Genomic DNA, 16,757 nt, shown 5'->3' with positions numbered 1-16,757 from the left:
TTTTGGATCCATAGAGAGAAAAACAGGCATCCAAAAGTGCTCTTTTGCACCAAATTTTCGGATGCCTGTTTTTGTTTCAAAGTCAAGCTTTATTTTTGGGTAAACTTAAAAAAAAGAGATAAAACACCTGACACAGATGAAAGAACAGTAAACAACTTAATAAAGTTTTATTTTTATTCATCACATATTTTTTTAGGAATACTTTTGTTAGCACTGGGGATAATCACGTTCATTGGTATAAATGTTATATCGATTACCTATCTTTGGATAATAATTATTACCTATTTATTTATTTGTGGTATCGGTGCATTGATTGTGAGTCGTAAGTAACCAACGAGAATCTAGATTATGCAAAAATTAAGCCATTTTTAGAAGGAAGGACGGAGCTTAAGACAATGTACAAACTTCGGCGGAATTGCATAATATGAAATAGTTTAATTTAGGGAGTGCATAGTATGGGAATATATTTTAAAGACCAGCTTAAAGGGAAGTTGTATCAAAACAAGGGACACATAAAAGCACACCAGCAATCAGAGTTTTACGAGAGTCATGTATCGATATGGATGAAGCAGCAGCAGCAGATTAATGATTTAATGCAGCGTTCCATGGAAATGATGCAACGACAGTCCCGATTCCAGGAAGAACGGCAAAGGGAGAAATGGGATCAAATCAATGTCCAGATGAAACAATTAAAGGAAGATAAGCAACAAGAGAAGTTAATGGAAAAATTACTTGCGAAGATGGGACAAATCGAAGAAAATCAAAATAATTTAAAGCAAGAGAGGGAAAAGGATAAACATTTCCAGCAGCAAGTACAGGAACAGATGAATCAGCTGATGCAACAATACCGTCAGATGGAAGAACAGCTGGAAAATATAACGGGGCAAATCGAAAACCAGGAATTACAGGCGAAAGAAACGTCCCAACGGCTGGAAGAACAAGAAGCAATTACACAAAAAATTGTCCGGCAGCTGGATTTTATCCGCTCCATTATTTTTGAACGTACAAGTTATGTCACAGACAAAATGGACGAATACTTTCAATATGTAAAAGATGCCATTTCTCCTTCCGCTTTACACCGGAATCGTCCGCTATTTGAAGAAAAAGTGGAGAAGGAAAAAATTAACTGACGTTTCCTCTGGCTTCAAAAAGGGAACGCAGAGCGGCTTCTCTGCGTTATGTCGGCTGTATTCCTTCCATTCTTTCATCCAGCGGCATCAGCGGTATTTCCGTAAGGCCTTCTATATCGACAAGCTGTACATGGTCCATATTATCGAGGGGAAATACCGTTGCCATTCCTTCCTTTTCGTGAACTTCCTGGATATAGACTGGTATGCCGTAATAATGTACTTGAATCATTGCATTCGCTTCTACGATTTCCTGCGCCCGTTGTTCATCCATTATCCTTCCCCCTTATATGTTTGTTTATAGATTTTGTCCAAATGACGAAACTATGCCTATGTAATATTTAGCAAAATTTGTACATATTGCCGATGGAAATAAGGGGCTGTCCGAAAAGTAGTATTTAATCCCGAAATCTAAAAAAAGCAAACCCAAAGAATGCTGTAAAATCAACATTCTTTGGGTTTTAATTTTGGCGGATTTTCAACTAAAATGGACTTTTTAGACAGCCCCTTTCTTACCTCTAGTCAAGTGTTTTTTATTAAATAATTTGGTTAATATAGATTTTATTTTGGAAGGAAGGGGTACCCCTTCCTTCCAAAATAAATTTTCGCATGACAAATAGACCTCACGATTTCCATTTTTTTCGCCAGGTCTTTGTGATATAATCTTACTTACGATTACTGATGCATTGTTGCCTTTTCGTAATCGTATTTCAGATTATGTGTGATAAGGTGATAGGCCGATTTCAAGAACTTATTCACGCATGCTATGGACGCAACTTTATGAGGTTTCCTCTGGGGTTGCGTTTTTAATTTATCATAATAATCTACAATATGATTTTGTGTATTTTTCCGTAGTTGGATCATGGTCTGGATCATGTAAAATAGAATCTTTCTAAGTTTGTTATTTCCTCTTTTATTAATCTTGTCTTTATAAAAGGTATTCCCAGATTGATATCTCATAATATCAATACCGACGTAAGCATTCAGTTGTTTATGGTTTTTGAATCGTCGAATATCTCCTAGTTCTCCAATTAAACGAACTGCAGTCGTTTCTCCGATTCCTGGAAATGAAATTAAAATCTGATACTCTTGTTTATCTTTCGATAATTTAACCATCTTTTGGACAAGTTGATCTCTTTTCTCCTTCAAGTCTGCAATCCGTTTGGCATAATCCCGCACTTGTTCACAGCGAATATCATCTTTTGAAATTGCTGGATACGCTTCTTTTGCTGCTTCGATTAAAGCGATCCCTTTTTCTTCAGCACGTGCCAATGATAAGTTTTTTCTTGTGTTGGCTTTTAAACGATTACGAATCACTGTTTTTGAACAAACTAACACATGATCCGGATGAGAGTATAATTGAACGACATTCAAAAATAAAGCAGAACGTTTACTGAATAGCTTTTCTAACTCAGGAAAACTCAATTGTAGAATCGCATGTAAACGACTATATAAATGCGTCATTTCACTACTTATTTCATCATAATATCTCGTCATTGCACGCATTTGTTTATAATATTCCTCTTCTTGATAAGTTTGTTCACGTTCAGCTCTAAAGTGAGTTTTCGCAAGTTCATGAGCGTCGCTTTTATCTGTTTTTTGTCTCCTCATTGAAGCCATTTGAATATTCGCTTCGAGTGGGTTAACTCGATAATACATATAACCTTGATCACCTAAGAATCGTTCTAGTGGTTTTGAATATACGCCTGTTGCTTCAAAGACAATATCAGGTGCCTGTCCATCTTTTTGTGTTAAAGATATAAGGGTTTCGTTTAATTTCTCGAAAGAGTAACGGTTATGGGTTATTTCACCCTCATATTCGCATTGACGATAACGGTCGTAAATGACCATTGTACTTTTCCCCATACTGACATCAAATGCCACTACGTGTTTCATATTTTCTGCCTCTCCTTTTTAGCCAAACATAGAAGTTCTTCACATTGCCTTATCGATTCCATTTTCTTATACACGGTCTCTTCGGACCCAACATACTAAACTGATTCAAATAAGGATGTGAAGTTGGTCTGTTTTTAATACGGACTCTATTTGGTCCCAGGGGCTGTTCGACCTTCCTTCACTTCTACTATAAAAAAATAGTAGCACAAACCTTGGCCTAGGTCTGTACTACTAATGTTAGTATGTTTAAGGAATGGAATGTTAATCATTGTCGAAAAATTTTCTTCCAAATGCACCAGCCACATCATCGAAATTACGATCAAAATCTCCAGCGACATTGCTGAAATCACGGCGTTTTCGGCGTTGGTTTTCCACGACAATTTCATCGGCACGAATAAGCAGTCGATCCACATTTAGTACGACATCAAAATCGTCTCTTCTTCCAGACATCATTTTCCCCCCTTTCTACTGTATAGTACGTAAGGGGGAAAAGTCGGAATAAACGAGCGTATAGTTTTCGCAGAAATATACTTTTGGATATGATGGAAATATACCAAGTAAGGAAAAGGGAGATGAGATGTAATGGAATTTACAATGAATGAACATGGATTTCAGTCGGAGTTTGATTTTGGCACATTAAATGTATCAAGCAACGAAAATTTTGGTTTTCGACCATACGCATTATTGGTCTCTTCCGTTGCTGTTTGCAGCGGCCTCACGTTGCGGAAGATTTTGGAGAAAATGCGGATTCCTTTTACCGATCTGAAAATCACGGCAGATGTGAAACGCAATGAGAAAGAGGCAAACCGAGTCGAAGAAATCGCACTAAAATTTATCATTACGGGAACAAATATTCCAGAAAGGAAAGTAGAAAAAGCGCTTGCTTTAACAAAGAAAAACTGCTCCATGGTTCAATCGGTGAAAGACAGTATTCGTATTATGGAAACTTATGAAATAAATGAAAAGGGATAACGAAGAGTACTTCAGTTATCCCTGTTTTCCCATTTTTCATTCACCATTTTATTTAACACATGATTAATGCCGACCGTTTTTTCTACTTGGAGGACAAAGGCAATTCCCTTGCCCGGCTGGTTCAATTTTGCTTCTTCCTCAATCGCTGCCAATACTTGTGCGGTTTTTTCCCGGTTAATTAATGTCAGAACCAGTTCTTTTTCCGGTTCAATAATAATGTTAAACAGTTTTGCCTGTTCATGAATGCCCGTACCTCTCCCGTGGAGAATGGTTCCGCCTTCCGCGCCAGCCCGTTTGGATGCATCCACTACTTTTTCCGCATCTCCTTTATTGATGATCGTCATGATTAAATCGTATTGAATTTGTTGATTATCCATCATATCGTCTCCTCCTTCGGACACAAATTTTCCTTCCTGCTGATTGACGGATGGCTGGTTGATGCCGGTTACCAACTCTGTATTAATGATAAAACTGATTCCATGTCTCGGTTTGTTTAATTGAACGGATTTAACGATTGTTTTCATTACTTGGTCGAGAAGATGATTCTCAACAAGGGTTAAAATAATCTCCCGTTCCCGTTCTAAAGGAATGCCTAGAAATCTGGTTTTGTCATCGATGCGAAAACCGGTGCCGAGCAAAGTTGTACCTCCCCGGGCGCCAGCCTTTTTCGAAGCCTGGATGACTTTTTTCGCTTTTTCTTTGTTAACGATGGTCACGATCAGCTTGTACTTGGATTTCATTAACATCCTGCTTCTGCTCCTTTCTCGCAAACAAAATTCCTAATGATAGTACAGATAATATCGGTGCTAAAGCTACAAGGGCGACCATGCCGAATCCGTCCAAAAGCGGATCACTGCCTTCATTGCCGGAAGCTATTTCGACAAATAAAGCGAGCAAAAATGTTGCTGTCATTGGTCCTGTTGCCACGCCGCCGGAGTCAAAGGCGATGGAAGTAAAAGTTTTCGAAGTGAATTTGACCATGAATAGGGCGATAATGTAGCCGGGCAAAAGAAAAAACCATAATGATAAACCTAATAAAATTCGAACCATAGACAGAGAAATTGCAAGTCCAACCCCTAAGGAAATCGTATAGAGCAGAACTTTTTGCGGAATATGCCCGCCGGAAGCTTCATCGACTTGATGAAGAAGCACACTTACTGCTGGTTCCGCATAAATGGCAAAAAAACCGAGAATAAAGCCGATAACTATAAGCAGCCATAAATTCATCGAGCTAAGTTCAATTCCCATCTGTTCGCCAATAGGCAAAAAACCGATATGTACTCCCTGGAGGAATAAGGATAAACCTAAAAAAGTGAGGAAAAAACCGATAAAAATGTCGAGCAGTTTCCTTTTCGATAATTTAAGGAAAAATAACTGAAAAATGATAAATAAAACGAGTAAAGGAAATAATGCCGAAAACACTTCCAGCATTATTTCTGTAAAACCTGCGAATATATGCAAATTCATCCATAAATCACCCCCAGCAGCAGTACGGAAAATATCGGTCCCATGGAAGCAAGGGCTACAAGCCCAAATCCGTCAGAAGAGGCAGATTTCCCTTTCAATATGCTGGCAATCCCCACTCCTAACGCCATGATAAACGGAACGGTTAAAGGCCCGGTAGTGACGCCGCCAGAATCAAAGGCAATCGGCACATAGGTAGGGGGTGTAAAGGCAGCAAGCAGGAAAATGATGGCGTAGCCGACGGCCAATAAATAGACAATGTTTATATTAAAAATAATCCGCAGCATAGCTAAAGCAACACAAATTCCAACACCGATACCGACAAAGAGGATAAGCATGCTTTTCGGAATGACGCCGTTGGACACTTGATCTACTTGAATGGAGAGGACGCGAACGTCAGGTTCGGCAACGGTGACGACTAACCCTAATATAAAGGCAAAAAGAGCAATAACCGAAAGCTTCTTTGTATTCGGCAAAGCAGCACCAATCATTTCCCCAACGGGAAGAAGGCCAATATTTACACCTAATAAGAAAAGGATGAGTCCAATTCCGACGAAGAGAGCGCCGATAAGAAATTGAAAAAAGGTTTCTGCCGGCAGCTGAATCAACGTAAACTGAAGAATGGTAATAACGATGGTGATAGGCAGAATAGATTTGATTACTTCAATTACGGTTTCTTTTATGTTATTCATAATACACCTCCCTGTATAATCTCTATACTTTCTATATTATCGGAATAATTAAAACATGTATATATAAATTTTCTATAGTTACTTTTTATTATTAAGTATCAAAAATGAATTAAATTACTTGCAATAACTTATTATCCATGATATATTTTTTCTTGTGATTTATTTTGAATTCAAGACAAATTAGGAGGATATACATTATGTTTTTTAGGAGGAAGAACAATATGGTAAAAATCGGGATTATTATAGGAAGTGTTCGTGAGGGGAGAAATGCGGAAGCCGTAGCCAACTGGATGTATGATTTTGCTGTTGGGAGACAAGATGCGGACGTGGAATACGAATTAGTAGACTTAGCCGACTATCCGCTGCCGTTGCTTGGAGCAAAGGTACCAGAAGCAATTCAAGAGGAATCGGAAAAGGCAATAAAGGGCTGGTTGGAAAAAATGGCCTCCTTTGACGGATATATTTTCGTTACTCCGGAATACAATCACGCTGTCGGCGGTGCATTAAAAAATGCCTTAGACTACTTAAATCCGGAACTTAACAATAAAGCAGCAGGTTTCGTCGGTTATGGCAGTTTAGGGGGAACCCGGGCCCACGAAAACCTTCGTCTTATTTTAGGGGAACTGCAAGTGGCTGACGTCCGGACGGCAGTTACCTTTTCGTTAATGTCCGATTTTGAGAATATGAGCGTATTTAAACCGGCTGATTATCACGAAGCAAATGCCAACCAAATGCTTGACCAGGTCATTGCCTGGAGCCGGGCATTAAAAACAGTACGTGCTTAAAGATGAGCTGTTCGGATTTTTCCGGACAGCTTTTTCCAATTCTTTTTTAGGATAAAAAATCAGCGGAACCATGTTATACTAAAGATGTTAACGACTGAACAAGAGTGGACAGAGATAAATCGATATTTTAAAAAACGGAGGGGAATGTATGCGGGAAGTAGTGATCGTCAGTGCGGTTCGAACGGCTATCGGCAGTTTTATGGGGACGTTAAGCAATACCCCGGCAACGGAACTCGGTGCCCACGTTATTCGCGAAGCATTGAAGCGGGCGAAGGTGGAAAATCATCTCGTCGATGAAGTAATTATGGGCAATGTGCTGCAGGCTGGCCTCGGGCAAGGTCCTGCCCGGCAAGCGGCTTTACAGGCAGGAATTCCTGAAGAAATTCCGTCAACAACGATTAATAAATTATGCGGTTCCGGTTTAAAGGCAGTTCATTTGGCGGTACAGGCAATTCAAACGGAAGAAGCGGATATTGTCGTTGCCGGCGGGATGGAAAATATGAGCCTAGCTCCATATCTTCTTCCGAAAGCCCGTACAGGATATCGGATGGGCGATGGGAAATTAATCGACAGCATGATTCAGGACGGACTGCAATGTGCCATTAATGACTATCATATGGGAATTACAGCGGAAAACATTGCAGAGCAATATCAGTTAACGAGAGAAGAGCAAGATGAATTTGCCGCCTGGAGTCAGCAAAAAACGGAAGCAGCAATGCAGGAAGGCAAGTTTCAAGAGGAAATCGTTCCGCTGGAAATTCCGCAGCGAAAAGGAGATCCGGTTGTTTTTGCAGCCGATGAGTTTCCGCGGGCAGGTGTGACGGCTGAGAAACTGGCTAAATTGCGCCCTGCCTTTAAAAAAGACGGCACGGTGACTGCCGGAAATGCTTCCGGAATTAATGACGGTGCAGCAGCCCTCGTATTAATGAGCCGGGAAAAGGCAGAAGAGCTGGGAATCAAGCCGATGGCTACGATTCGCGGCAATGGAACAGCTGGAGTCGATCCGAAAATTATGGGAATCGGTCCGGTGCCGGCAACGAAAAAAGCGTTGGCAAAAGCGGGTATTTCCCTTGATGAAATCGATTTGGTGGAAGCGAACGAAGCCTTTGCAGCCCAATCGCTGGCAGTAGGTAAGGAATTAAATATTCCGCAGGAGAAACTAAATGTAAACGGCGGTGCCATCGCCTTAGGACACCCGATTGGGGCAAGCGGTGCACGAATTTTAGTGACGCTCTTGCACGAATTAAAACGCCGCGATGCCCGATATGGCCTTGCCACCCTTTGTATCGGCGGGGGAATGGGCATTGCCACTGTAGTCGAAGTGAATCGTTAAAGGAAATAAAAAATAAGTATTCCTCAGGGGAATACTTATTTTTTATGTTTCCTTCAGCTGGTCAAGATCTACATCAAATTCATTTTGCGGATCGTCCAACGGATAGACCCTTGCAGTATTATTGTCTTCATTCACATGCTGAATGTACACCCTTTGTCCATTATATGTAACATGTACTAAGTCAGGCGATTCGGTTATTTCAATGGCCCGCTGCTTGTTCATTATCGCTTCCCCCTTTTCCTTTTTCCCTTAGTTTGGGCAGGAACGGTTCCATTATGCATCGCTTTAGTCTGTACTTTGGTAAAGCCGCATATGTTCACGGATGTACATAATAAACGACAAGCTTAAGAAAAGAGCAGTAATGATCAGCAGCACGAGATATATGTCGTAATGGATATTTGGGAAGGCAATTAAAATTCCCATCGTAACATAAAAAATTGCTGTAGAAACTTTGCCAAACCATTTTGCTCCATCCAATTTTTTATTTTTCCGCAACAATAACAGTCCGCTAATCCCCATAAATAATTCCTTCACGACAAATAAAATGACGAGAAGCCACATATAAGGAAACCGGAACATTAAACTGAAAGCAATGGCTGCTTGCGTTAATTTATCGGCAATCGGATCGAGCACTTTGCCCAATTCCGTAATTTGCTGAAAATGTCTTGCAATAAATCCGTCTAATAAATCGGTGATTCCCGATAAAACAATGATAAATGCTGCCAAATAATAATCATCAGTATAATCTGCGTTAATGTAGACGAGCAAAAAAACAGGGATGAGGCTTAAACGAATGCAGGAAAGCAGATTGGGAATCGTAAAAATTTCTTTGCTGTACAATGTCAGGTTTCCTCCTACATAAAAAATTTTTCTAACGTCAATCATCCTCTCATCATTATATCAGGAAATAGGTAAATAGGCAGACTGCAAGCAATCCGGTATTTTTCCAAAGATAAAGATATTTATGACAAATTTTTGTAAAAAAAGCGTTAAATTCATCCAAATTGGAATGTATATGTTATAATCAATATTAGAAAATGAGTGACAATTTTCGACAATTATAGAATTAATACATCAACGGAGTGATGAAAATGACTGTAATCGGTGAACGATTAAAGAAATTGCGCGAAGAAAAGGGGTTAACGACAGACGAATTGGCAGAAGAATTAGATTTTGCCAAAAGTCTCATCTGGAGTTATGAGCTGGGAAAAAAAGAGCCGAGCATTACCCACCTGCGGCGAATCGCCAGGTTTTTCGATGTGCCAACGGAATATTTCACTGCAGGTGAGGGAGAACCGTACGAGCGGATTCGGCTGGACAGCAAAACCGATATGGAAGACTATAAGCTGTATATTGATCATGAAGAACTGACCGCTGAAGAAATTGAAGAAGTCATCGCCTATATTCGCGTGAAACGATTGATGCAGAAAAAAGTTTCGTAAATATAAAGGGGACGGCTGCTTTTTGCACCCGTCCCTAATTATTTTCCTGCCAGTGAAAACCTTCGTTACTGTCAGGGATGGCGTATCCGGGAATAGACCATATGCCCTTCTCTTTTTCCATCGCTTCTTCTTGCGCTTTATGAAATACGTCAAGCATGCGGAGATCATTGAGCAAGTAGGCAGTTCGCGCTAAACCTTCCCGGAGCAGTTTTTCCTGTACCGTTTCACCGTCGATAAATACGTAAGCAAGAAGCCTGCCGAACACGTCGTATTTTTCTGTGCCAATGACAAGAACTACTTGCTTATCCGTCAGCAAATTTTCTGCAAAAGCTTTTGCCTCCTCGGCAAAAGGCTGGGGCGGATGTTCCGAATTCCCCATCTCCGGTGTATCAATCAATAATAAGCGAACCGTCTCTTCCTTGCCATCCATGTCGACCCGGATTGTATCCCCGTCGCTTACTTTCGTCACCCTGGCAGGGATGCCGGATTTCTGCAACTCTTTGATGTCGTCTGAACAGGAGGCGAGGAGGAAAAGGATGGGAAGGAGGAGAAATAAATATCCAATTGGCCGTTTCATTTTGAAAATCCTTTCTATCGTTTTAAAGCAAATTTCTTGAGCCGATATTGCAAGCTTTGCCGGCTAATTCCCAAAGTTTGGGCAGCCCGGGTAACATTGTAGCCATTTTCTGCCAGCACTTCTTCAATATATGCCTTCTCCATTTCGGCTAATTTCTCCTTCAGCGGTTTTCTTTCCGCCGGGAAATTGAATTTTTCTGACTTGCCTTTAGGACTATACATTTTCCTGTACGGAACCGGCAAGTTTTCCAGACCGATTTCTTCCTCATCCATCATCATATTCATCGCCCCTTCAATCGCATGCTCCAATTCCCTTACATTGCCCGGCCATGGATGTTCAAAAAGAATTGCCTGCGCTTCCGGACTGATCGAATTTACGTTCATTTGAAACGCCTTATTATATTTCGCAATAAAGTGCCTGGTGAGGAGAGGAATATCTTCTTTCCGTTCCCGTAAAGGCGGGATCCATAAAGTAACGACGCTTAAACGGTAATATAAATCTTGGCGCAAGCGGCGATGCTGAATCGCCTCAAGGGGGTCTTCATTCATTGTTGTAATAATACGGACATCGATATTTCGCTCTTTCGTATCTCCGAGCCGGCGGATTTTTTTCTCCTGAATGACCCGGAGCAATTTTGCCTGGAGGGAATAGCTTAACGAGTTGATTTCATCCAATAGCAGGGTGCCCCCGTCAGCCTGTTCAAACAATCCCGGCCGGTCAACGGCACCGGTAAAAGCTCCTTTTCTCGTGCCAAACAGCAGACCTTCCATTAAATCTTCGGGAATGGCGGCACAGTTTTGGGAAATGAAAGGTCCGTTGGCGCGGACGCTTCCGTTATGGATGCTTTCCGCAAACAGTTCTTTTCCTGTTCCCGTCTCCCCGATAATAAGGACGGAGGAAGAGGTGCGTGTAGCTCTTTTTGCCTCTTCGATAACCGTCTTCATCGAGCAGCTTTCCCCGATAATTTGGTCAAAGGTATACTTCACGGTACGATTGCGAAATACATTTTCTTTAATGACCCGTTCCAATTGGGTGACATCTTTCGCAATTTCCGCCGCCGCGACAATTTTGCCGTTTTGCCGGATAGGAAAGGACTCATTGATCGTTGTAATTTCTTTTCCCCGATTATTCAAATACGTTTGTTTTTTTTGCCCGGTCCTCTTTCCGGTTTTTAAGGAGCGGACGAGGGTGCTGTGCTGGGTTCCGCTAAAAGTGAAAACGTCCAAAATGTTTTTGTGCAGCACTTCTTCCCGGTCCATCGACTCCATTTCCGCCATTTTTTGATTGTAAAAAATCGTCTCTCCCTTTTGGTTGACAATATGAATTCCAACGTCCACTTCATGAAGAATCTTTTCGTATATTTTTTCCATGTCAAAATTCGCTTTCATGGGCAACATTCCTTTAATTATCCTCTCCTCTTATTTTATTAGACGAAGGTCGGAAGTGCAAAATTTTTTTGCTCTAAGGTGCAAAATGATTTTTCCTTTACTGAGATTATTCTTTCAAACCTTAGGATTTCCTTTCTTTCATGAAACGGCAAAAAGTGGCACAGTTTTTGCAATATTATTGACAGACAGAAATAGATACAAATAGAGGAGGAATGACCATGGCTGTTGCATTAACATCTCAGGAGATTATAAAACAGACGGAAGAATACGGTGCAGCGAACTATCATCCGCTGCCAATCGTTATTGCGGAAGCAGAAGGGGTATGGGTGAAAGACCCGGAAGGAAAAAAGTATATTGATATGTTAAGCGCCTATTCGGCCTTAAACCAAGGACATCGTCATCCGAAAATTATTGGCGCGTTAAAAGAACAGGCAGATAAAGTGACATTAACATCCCGGGCCTTCCATAATGAACTGCTCGGAAAATGGACGAAACGGCTAGCCGAAATAACGGGCAAAGAGAAAGTGCTCCCGATGAACACGGGAGCAGAAGCGGTGGAAACAGCCATTAAAGCAGCGCGGCGCTGGGCATATCAAGTAAAAGGAGTAGAAGCAGACAAAGCGGAAATCATCGCCGCAAAAGGGAATTTCCATGGCCGGACATTAAATGCCATCTCCTTATCCAATGATCCTGTAGCTACGAAAGATTATGGCCCGTTCGTTCCCGGAATAAAGAAGGTGGAATACGGCAATGCAGAGGCAATCCGGGAAGCAATTACCCCGAATACGGCAGCAGTCATTGTTGAGCCGATTCAAGGGGAAGCTGGCATTATTATTCCCCCGGAAGGATATTTGCAAAAAGTGCGGGAGATCTGTACGGAAAACAATGTTCTTTTTATTGCCGATGAAGTGCAAACCGGATTTGCCCGGACAGGAAAAATGTTTGCCTGTGAATGGGAGAAAGTAGTGCCAGACATTTACGTCATGGGGAAAGCATTAGGCGGCGGCGTCTTTCCGGTTTCTGCCATCGCGGCGGATAAAGAAATTATGGAAGTATTTACTCCAGGTTCCCACGGTTCAACATTCGGGGGAAATCCGTTAGCATGCGCAGTATCTTTGGCAGCCCTTGATGTCATCGAGGAAGAAAAGCTTGCGGAAAGGTCTCTGGAACTTGGAGAGTATTTTGCCAACGCGTTAAAAGAGATAAATAACCATGAGTTAAAAGAAGTCCGTGCCCGCGGGTTATTTATCGGGGTGGAATTTACGAAACCGGTCCGTTCTTACTGTGAACAATTAATGGAAGCGGGAGTATTGTGTAAAGAAACCCACGAAAACACAATCCGATTTGCACCGCCTCTTGTTATTACTAAAGAAGAATTGGACTGGGCCATAAATAAAATTAAGCAAGTATTATCCAGCTAAAGCCTAAAACATAACGGACGCGGATTTTCCGTCCGTTATGTTTTTTCTTGAAAAACAATGTGTTCTCCGAAATAAATCGCCGATTAATTCCAAGCGAATTAATAGGCGAAATCTATCATTATGTTGTAATAAATGACTGGAAACCTTTTTTCTTTAAATCGGCAACATGTTTTTCCGCATTGCTGCGGTTTTGAAATGCGCCTGCCTGAACCCGATACCATCGTTTTCCTGAAATAGTTACCGTATCAACAAAGGCTTCTATTCCTTTTGCTTTCAACTTTTTGACCTGATTATCGGCATTTTTCTTTGCCTCAAAGGAGCCGGCAATTACTTTATACAATGTCCGTTTACTATTTGGTTCATTTTTCTTTTCTGCTTTGGCTGCGCTTTTCTTTCCTTTTAAGTTAAAGGCTTTCGCCAGCCCCTTTGCATGCCCCTCTGCTACTTTTTGCCGCCAGGACGATTGCTTCATTTTCTTAGCATCTTCCGAATTGTCTATAAACCCGTTTTCCGATAAAAAGGCAGGCATCCTTGTTTCCCTTAGTACATGGAAGTTGGCTGATTTCTTCCCCCGGTCGCTAAGTCCGTTTACTTTTGTAATTTCTCTGTGTAATATGTCCTGATAATTTGCTGTGCGGGAGTTTCGGCTTAACCCGGTATAAATATAATCTTCATACCCGCTCGCCTTTCCGTTAAAAGCATTGCAATGTATAGAAAGATAGAAGTCGGCTCCCCAGGCATTTGCTTCTTTTGTCCGCTCATTTAAGCTCTTCGTCGTATCTTTCGTGCGGCTCATGCGGACTTGAACTCCCTCATAATCTTTCAAGAGCTTATCCCGGATTCGCTTAGCAATATCGAGTGTAATATCCTTTTCTTTTAGACCATTTCCCTGGGCTCCCGGATCCTTCCCCCCATGGCCTGGGTCTAAATACAGTTTCATCATTCCACCTCCAATAATACACATTTTATGAATCAGGCTGAAGACAGGTATGGTTATTCCTATTGGTTTTGTGAATTTTTTTCTTTGTAAGTAATATCGCAAGAAGACGGCAGGAAGGGGTACTCCATTGAATGTCGCAAAAATGTAATAGAAACATAAAATGCCGATTGCGGAATAACATTATGGTATATATTAGAGTAGAGATGGATGGTGATGTAAGGGAAAAAGGAATTGCAACTAACAGGGGGAATCATTATAATAGATTTGTTTTTATGGAGGAAAGAATTAATTTAAGAAGGTGTAAATCGAAATGGAATTTAATATTGGCCCGCGGATGCTGAAAACAGGGCTTGCTGCAACATTAACATTGCTGATCACCGGTCTGGTCGGCTTGAAGCTGGAAATTGTTGCTGCCATTGCCGCTGTGTTAGCGATGCAGCCATCGATTATGCGTTCCTTTGCTTATATTAAAGAAGTAATTATATCCAATGGGGTCGGTTTAATCTTTGCCTTATTAGGCTCCTTTTTGCTGGGAAATCACCCATTGGCGGTCGGAGCAATCGTCATTCTTTCCATTGCCATCAATATTAAACTCGGTTTAACGAAAACGGTCAGCTTGACGATTTTAACGATTATTACATTAATGCTTTCCGGCGAAAGCGGGGTCGATTTTGTATATATTGTAGAAAGACTGTCTCTGATTGTCATTGGGGTGCTGTCCGCTTTTGTCGTTAACGTAGCGGTGTTTCCGCCGGATCATCGGAAAATTTTATATAGCATGATTAAAGATACGAGTGACCGAATCCATTTTCTGATGCGGGTTGTACCGAATAATACGATGACGGTGCCGAAATTAAAGGAAGAAGATCGGGAAATTGAAAAGGGAATTACGAAGGCGAAAGATTACTATGAAATTATCTCTGATGAAAGAAACCGTCTGTTTATTCGCAACCGCCGCAGTTTTTTCCGCAATATTGTTATATATAAACACATGATTAAAATGCTGGAAAAGCAGCATAATTTAATCCGTCAGCTGGAGAAAAACCTGATCGAGATCGAAAAAGATGCAGAGAATAAAGTATACCTCATTAAGAAATTAATTAACGAAATCAACACGTACAGCGAAAATGTCTTCCTCATGTATGAGGATAAAATTATCCTCGATCGGGATTTACAGAAGGAAACAAAATCGGCCATGCAGCTGACGATTAATAACTTGATTAACGAACTGCAGGGAGCAAAATTTGAAAAGTGGTTTTATTTATTCCCGGTTGCCAACAGCATTATCGAATTATTTTCCGAGCTGGAGAAGCTGGAGCGGCTCGTCCGTTTCAATGAAAGGAAGGAAAAAAGGAAAAAGGCTTAAATATCGTCATGTATATTCTTTCCCGATTCCCTCAAACTAACAGAGAATGTTTCGTTAGGAGGGAGTCATGATGGTCAACAAAGAAAGGAAAAACAACCAGTTTAAAGAAAACGAAAACCATGGCGAGACGAGAAATGGAAGGAAAAGTCCATACAAAAATTCGAATCCCCATGGCGGAGATATACCAAATGAATATGTAAGCAGAAAACAAAAATAAAAAGTGCAGATTATTTTCTGCACTTTTTATTTTCCCGCTTTTGCCGGCTTTATGTTTGGCGGTTCTTTCATTTTCCCGGTAATGATATCCTCGGTCACGTGCACTTGGCACGTCTTTCCTTCATTATTGATAAACTTAAAGACACCATTATTAAAATCGGTTCCGATTTCCTTAAAGAAAATTCCTTCATACAGATTATTTTTCGATTTGGTAAAGCTGAGGCGGTAATCTTCCCCGTCCTTTTGCAAGAAGGCGCGGACTCCTTTTTCATACATCGTGTCATCTTCACTTTTCAGAGAACGATCAATGGAAACGACGTGGATATCCACGAAGGTAATCTCCCTTAACAATGTATTGACAAAGGATCCTTTCGTTATTTCTTCCCATCGGTTTTGCGGGCTTTGGCCGATAATGATTTGCGTAATATTCAGCTGATGGACAATTTCTTTGATTACTTTAACTAATGGGCGCTTTTCATTATCCCGGATAATAAATTCATCGACACCCAATTCATCACAAAGTTCTTTCCATCGTTCAATATAGCCGGATTTTTCCGCATCGAATTGATCTATTGGATTTTTATCTACCGTTAAGACATATAAAGGGCAATTCATGATTTTTGCCAGTTTATGGCCGCGTCTGATTAGCCTTTCCCCGTTAGGGCCATAGTACACTCCGACAAGAATTTTTTCATCCATCCGACCTTTAATTTTCCCCATGTGGAATTTCACCTCTTGTAATTATCATTCGGCAGCGACATGAAATAATGTCACTAAAATTTTCGTGAACCCCAAAATAATAAGAACGATGGATTGTTGTTTGCATAAGTCGCAATAGGATTAATGGATAACTTTTATTTAGCATAAAGGATTTCCTTTAATATTTCCAGTCTTTCTGTTTTATTTCACAAACCGGATACAAAGAAGGACACATATTACTATCCTGGTCATCATTTTGCGAAAAAAACTTCATTATATTCCCTTATTTGACAATTTACAGCATGATTTTAGTCAGAAAAAGTACATGGAAAAACAGCTTCCGGTATAATAAAAACGTATGGGTATTTATTACGGAGATTATCCTCTCAATGAATGGGGAAAGTATACATGATAACCGAACCGCTCACTTACTATTGCA

20 protein-coding genes and 1 pseudogene are annotated in these 16,757 nt (G+C 40.8%); 9 read left to right on the top strand and 12 right to left on the bottom strand.

Features of this window, described 5'->3' with window-relative positions:
* Together IEV18_RS17185 and IEV18_RS02805 are read left to right on the top strand one after the other, a co-directional pair.
* Positions 1-330 (top strand): annotated as a pseudogene (locus IEV18_RS17185) (hypothetical protein); the annotation flags it as partial.
* A gap of 125 nt (positions 331-455) precedes the next feature.
* The gene (locus tag IEV18_RS02805; RefSeq protein WP_188390855.1) at positions 456-1,130 is read left to right on the top strand and encodes a hypothetical protein; all 675 of its coding nucleotides are present in this window, start codon (positions 456-458) and stop codon (positions 1,128-1,130) included.
* 46 nt (positions 1,131-1,176) lie between these two features.
* On the opposite strand, the gene IEV18_RS02800 is transcribed toward IEV18_RS02805, so the two are convergent.
* The 3 genes from IEV18_RS02800 to IEV18_RS02790 form a co-directional block, all read right to left on the bottom strand.
* Complete coding sequence (locus IEV18_RS02800; protein ID WP_188390854.1) at positions 1,177-1,401, bottom strand: H-type small acid-soluble spore protein; 225 nt, start codon at positions 1,399-1,401, stop codon at positions 1,177-1,179.
* A gap of 401 nt (positions 1,402-1,802) precedes the next feature.
* Positions 1,803-3,023 (bottom strand): IS110 family RNA-guided transposase, encoded by a 1,221-nt coding sequence (locus IEV18_RS02795; RefSeq protein ID WP_188390853.1) that lies wholly within the window; start codon positions 3,021-3,023, stop codon positions 1,803-1,805.
* Between the two features lie 261 nt (positions 3,024-3,284).
* Positions 3,285-3,473: a hypothetical protein gene (locus IEV18_RS02790; RefSeq protein ID WP_188390852.1), complete on the bottom strand. Its 189-nt coding sequence runs from the start codon at positions 3,471-3,473 to the stop codon at positions 3,285-3,287.
* A gap of 132 nt (positions 3,474-3,605) precedes the next feature.
* Between IEV18_RS02790 and IEV18_RS02785 the strand changes: the two genes are divergently transcribed.
* Positions 3,606-3,995 carry an OsmC family protein gene (locus IEV18_RS02785; protein WP_188390851.1) on the top strand — a complete coding sequence of 130 codons (390 nt, stop codon included), beginning with the start codon at positions 3,606-3,608 and terminating at the stop codon, positions 3,993-3,995.
* Between the two features lie 11 nt (positions 3,996-4,006).
* Here the strand turns inward: IEV18_RS02785 and IEV18_RS02780 are convergent, their stop codons facing one another.
* Genes IEV18_RS02780 through IEV18_RS02770 form a run of 3 tightly spaced genes read right to left on the bottom strand, consistent with a single transcriptional unit; the run spans position 4,007 to position 6,151 of the window.
* A complete protein-coding gene (locus IEV18_RS02780; protein ID WP_229733526.1) occupies positions 4,007-4,735 on the bottom strand; it encodes a P-II family nitrogen regulator in 729 nt (242 codons plus the stop codon).
* On the bottom strand, positions 4,698-5,462 hold the full coding sequence (locus IEV18_RS02775; protein WP_188390849.1) for a DUF1538 domain-containing protein: 765 nt from the start codon (positions 5,460-5,462) through the stop codon (positions 4,698-4,700). Before IEV18_RS02775 ends, IEV18_RS02780 begins: the two co-directional genes overlap by 38 nt.
* Positions 5,459-6,151: a DUF1538 domain-containing protein gene (locus IEV18_RS02770; protein ID WP_188390848.1), complete on the bottom strand. Its 693-nt coding sequence runs from the start codon at positions 6,149-6,151 to the stop codon at positions 5,459-5,461. The genes IEV18_RS02775 and IEV18_RS02770 overlap by 4 nt, the downstream gene beginning before the upstream one ends.
* 221 nt (positions 6,152-6,372) lie before the next feature.
* Here IEV18_RS02770 and IEV18_RS02765 point away from each other — a divergent pair, with 221 nt between their 5' ends.
* Positions 6,373-6,936: an NADPH-dependent FMN reductase gene (locus tag IEV18_RS02765; protein ID WP_188390847.1), complete on the top strand. Its 564-nt coding sequence runs from the start codon at positions 6,373-6,375 to the stop codon at positions 6,934-6,936.
* 148 nt (positions 6,937-7,084) lie between these two features.
* Positions 7,085-8,269 (top strand): acetyl-CoA C-acetyltransferase, encoded by a 1,185-nt coding sequence (locus tag IEV18_RS02760; protein ID WP_188390846.1) that lies wholly within the window; start codon positions 7,085-7,087, stop codon positions 8,267-8,269.
* A 42-nt stretch (positions 8,270-8,311) separates the two neighbouring features.
* Here IEV18_RS02760 and IEV18_RS02755 read toward each other — a convergent pair whose 3' ends face one another.
* Together IEV18_RS02755 and IEV18_RS02750 are read right to left on the bottom strand one after the other, a co-directional pair.
* A complete protein-coding gene (locus IEV18_RS02755) occupies positions 8,312-8,491 on the bottom strand; it encodes an H-type small acid-soluble spore protein (RefSeq protein ID WP_188390845.1) in 180 nt (59 codons plus the stop codon).
* Between the two features lie 63 nt (positions 8,492-8,554).
* Positions 8,555-9,109, bottom strand: a complete 555-nt coding sequence (locus tag IEV18_RS02750) for a CDP-alcohol phosphatidyltransferase family protein (protein ID WP_229733525.1) — start codon at positions 9,107-9,109, stop codon at positions 8,555-8,557.
* A 251-nt stretch (positions 9,110-9,360) separates the two neighbouring features.
* Here IEV18_RS02750 and IEV18_RS02745 point away from each other — a divergent pair, with 251 nt between their 5' ends.
* A complete protein-coding gene (locus IEV18_RS02745) occupies positions 9,361-9,711 on the top strand; it encodes a helix-turn-helix domain-containing protein (RefSeq protein ID WP_188390844.1) in 351 nt (116 codons plus the stop codon).
* Between the two features lie 34 nt (positions 9,712-9,745).
* Here the strand turns inward: IEV18_RS02745 and IEV18_RS02740 are convergent, their stop codons facing one another.
* Together IEV18_RS02740 and IEV18_RS02735 are read right to left on the bottom strand one after the other, a co-directional pair.
* On the bottom strand, positions 9,746-10,288 hold the full coding sequence (locus IEV18_RS02740) for a thermonuclease family protein (protein ID WP_188390843.1): 543 nt from the start codon (positions 10,286-10,288) through the stop codon (positions 9,746-9,748).
* A 14-nt stretch (positions 10,289-10,302) separates the two neighbouring features.
* Positions 10,303-11,676, bottom strand: coding sequence for a sigma-54 interaction domain-containing protein (locus tag IEV18_RS02735; RefSeq protein ID WP_188390842.1), 1,374 nt, complete (start codon positions 11,674-11,676; stop codon positions 10,303-10,305).
* A 218-nt stretch (positions 11,677-11,894) separates the two neighbouring features.
* Between IEV18_RS02735 and IEV18_RS02730 the strand changes: the two genes are divergently transcribed.
* Positions 11,895-13,097 carry an ornithine--oxo-acid transaminase gene (locus IEV18_RS02730; RefSeq protein ID WP_188390841.1) on the top strand — a complete coding sequence of 401 codons (1,203 nt, stop codon included), beginning with the start codon at positions 11,895-11,897 and terminating at the stop codon, positions 13,095-13,097.
* A 118-nt stretch (positions 13,098-13,215) separates the two neighbouring features.
* Here IEV18_RS02730 and IEV18_RS02725 read toward each other — a convergent pair whose 3' ends face one another.
* Complete coding sequence (locus IEV18_RS02725; RefSeq protein ID WP_188390840.1) at positions 13,216-14,040, bottom strand: N-acetylmuramoyl-L-alanine amidase; 825 nt, start codon at positions 14,038-14,040, stop codon at positions 13,216-13,218.
* 307 nt (positions 14,041-14,347) lie between these two features.
* On the opposite strand from IEV18_RS02725, the gene IEV18_RS02720 reads away from it, so the two are divergent.
* The gene (locus tag IEV18_RS02720; RefSeq protein WP_188390839.1) at positions 14,348-15,403 is read left to right on the top strand and encodes an FUSC family protein; all 1,056 of its coding nucleotides are present in this window, start codon (positions 14,348-14,350) and stop codon (positions 15,401-15,403) included.
* Positions 15,404-15,473: 70 nt separating this feature from the next.
* On the top strand, positions 15,474-15,620 hold the full coding sequence (locus tag IEV18_RS02715) for a hypothetical protein (protein WP_188390838.1): 147 nt from the start codon (positions 15,474-15,476) through the stop codon (positions 15,618-15,620).
* 26 nt (positions 15,621-15,646) lie between these two features.
* Here IEV18_RS02715 and IEV18_RS02710 read toward each other — a convergent pair whose 3' ends face one another.
* Complete coding sequence (locus IEV18_RS02710; RefSeq protein WP_188390837.1) at positions 15,647-16,339, bottom strand: adenine nucleotide alpha hydrolase family protein; 693 nt, start codon at positions 16,337-16,339, stop codon at positions 15,647-15,649.
* Positions 16,340-16,757: the final 418 nt, after the last annotated feature.

The sequence above is a fragment of the Compostibacillus humi genome, from assembly GCF_014637175.1.
GTDB classification, from domain to species: domain Bacteria; phylum Bacillota; class Bacilli; order Bacillales; family Amphibacillaceae; genus Oceanobacillus; species Oceanobacillus humi.
The sequence above is the reverse complement of the archived record's forward strand: the minus strand, read 5'-3'. Positions and strand labels throughout refer to the sequence as shown.

Coding starts and splice junctions, on each gene's coding strand:
- IEV18_RS02805 (WP_188390855.1), top strand. CDS start 456: ATGGGAATATATTTTAAAGACCAGCTTAAAGGGAAGTTGTATCAAAAC.
- IEV18_RS02800 (WP_188390854.1), bottom strand. CDS start 1,401: ATGGATGAACAACGGGCGCAGGAAATCGTAGAAGCGAATGCAATGATT.
- IEV18_RS02795 (WP_188390853.1), bottom strand. CDS start 3,023: ATGAAACACGTAGTGGCATTTGATGTCAGTATGGGGAAAAGTACAATG.
- IEV18_RS02790 (WP_188390852.1), bottom strand. CDS start 3,473: ATGTCTGGAAGAAGAGACGATTTTGATGTCGTACTAAATGTGGATCGA.
- IEV18_RS02785 (WP_188390851.1), top strand. CDS start 3,606: ATGGAATTTACAATGAATGAACATGGATTTCAGTCGGAGTTTGATTTT.
- IEV18_RS02780 (WP_229733526.1), bottom strand. CDS start 4,735: ATGAAATCCAAGTACAAGCTGATCGTGACCATCGTTAACAAAGAAAAA.
- IEV18_RS02775 (WP_188390849.1), bottom strand. CDS start 5,462: ATGAATTTGCATATATTCGCAGGTTTTACAGAAATAATGCTGGAAGTG.
- IEV18_RS02770 (WP_188390848.1), bottom strand. CDS start 6,151: ATGAATAACATAAAAGAAACCGTAATTGAAGTAATCAAATCTATTCTG.
- IEV18_RS02765 (WP_188390847.1), top strand. CDS start 6,373: ATGGTAAAAATCGGGATTATTATAGGAAGTGTTCGTGAGGGGAGAAAT.
- IEV18_RS02760 (WP_188390846.1), top strand. CDS start 7,085: ATGCGGGAAGTAGTGATCGTCAGTGCGGTTCGAACGGCTATCGGCAGT.
- IEV18_RS02755 (WP_188390845.1), bottom strand. CDS start 8,491: ATGAACAAGCAGCGGGCCATTGAAATAACCGAATCGCCTGACTTAGTA.
- IEV18_RS02745 (WP_188390844.1), top strand. CDS start 9,361: ATGACTGTAATCGGTGAACGATTAAAGAAATTGCGCGAAGAAAAGGGG.
- IEV18_RS02740 (WP_188390843.1), bottom strand. CDS start 10,288: ATGAAACGGCCAATTGGATATTTATTTCTCCTCCTTCCCATCCTTTTC.
- IEV18_RS02735 (WP_188390842.1), bottom strand. CDS start 11,676: ATGAAAGCGAATTTTGACATGGAAAAAATATACGAAAAGATTCTTCAT.
- IEV18_RS02730 (WP_188390841.1), top strand. CDS start 11,895: ATGGCTGTTGCATTAACATCTCAGGAGATTATAAAACAGACGGAAGAA.
- IEV18_RS02725 (WP_188390840.1), bottom strand. CDS start 14,040: ATGATGAAACTGTATTTAGACCCAGGCCATGGGGGGAAGGATCCGGGA.
- IEV18_RS02720 (WP_188390839.1), top strand. CDS start 14,348: ATGGAATTTAATATTGGCCCGCGGATGCTGAAAACAGGGCTTGCTGCA.
- IEV18_RS02715 (WP_188390838.1), top strand. CDS start 15,474: ATGGTCAACAAAGAAAGGAAAAACAACCAGTTTAAAGAAAACGAAAAC.
- IEV18_RS02710 (WP_188390837.1), bottom strand. CDS start 16,339: ATGGGGAAAATTAAAGGTCGGATGGATGAAAAAATTCTTGTCGGAGTG.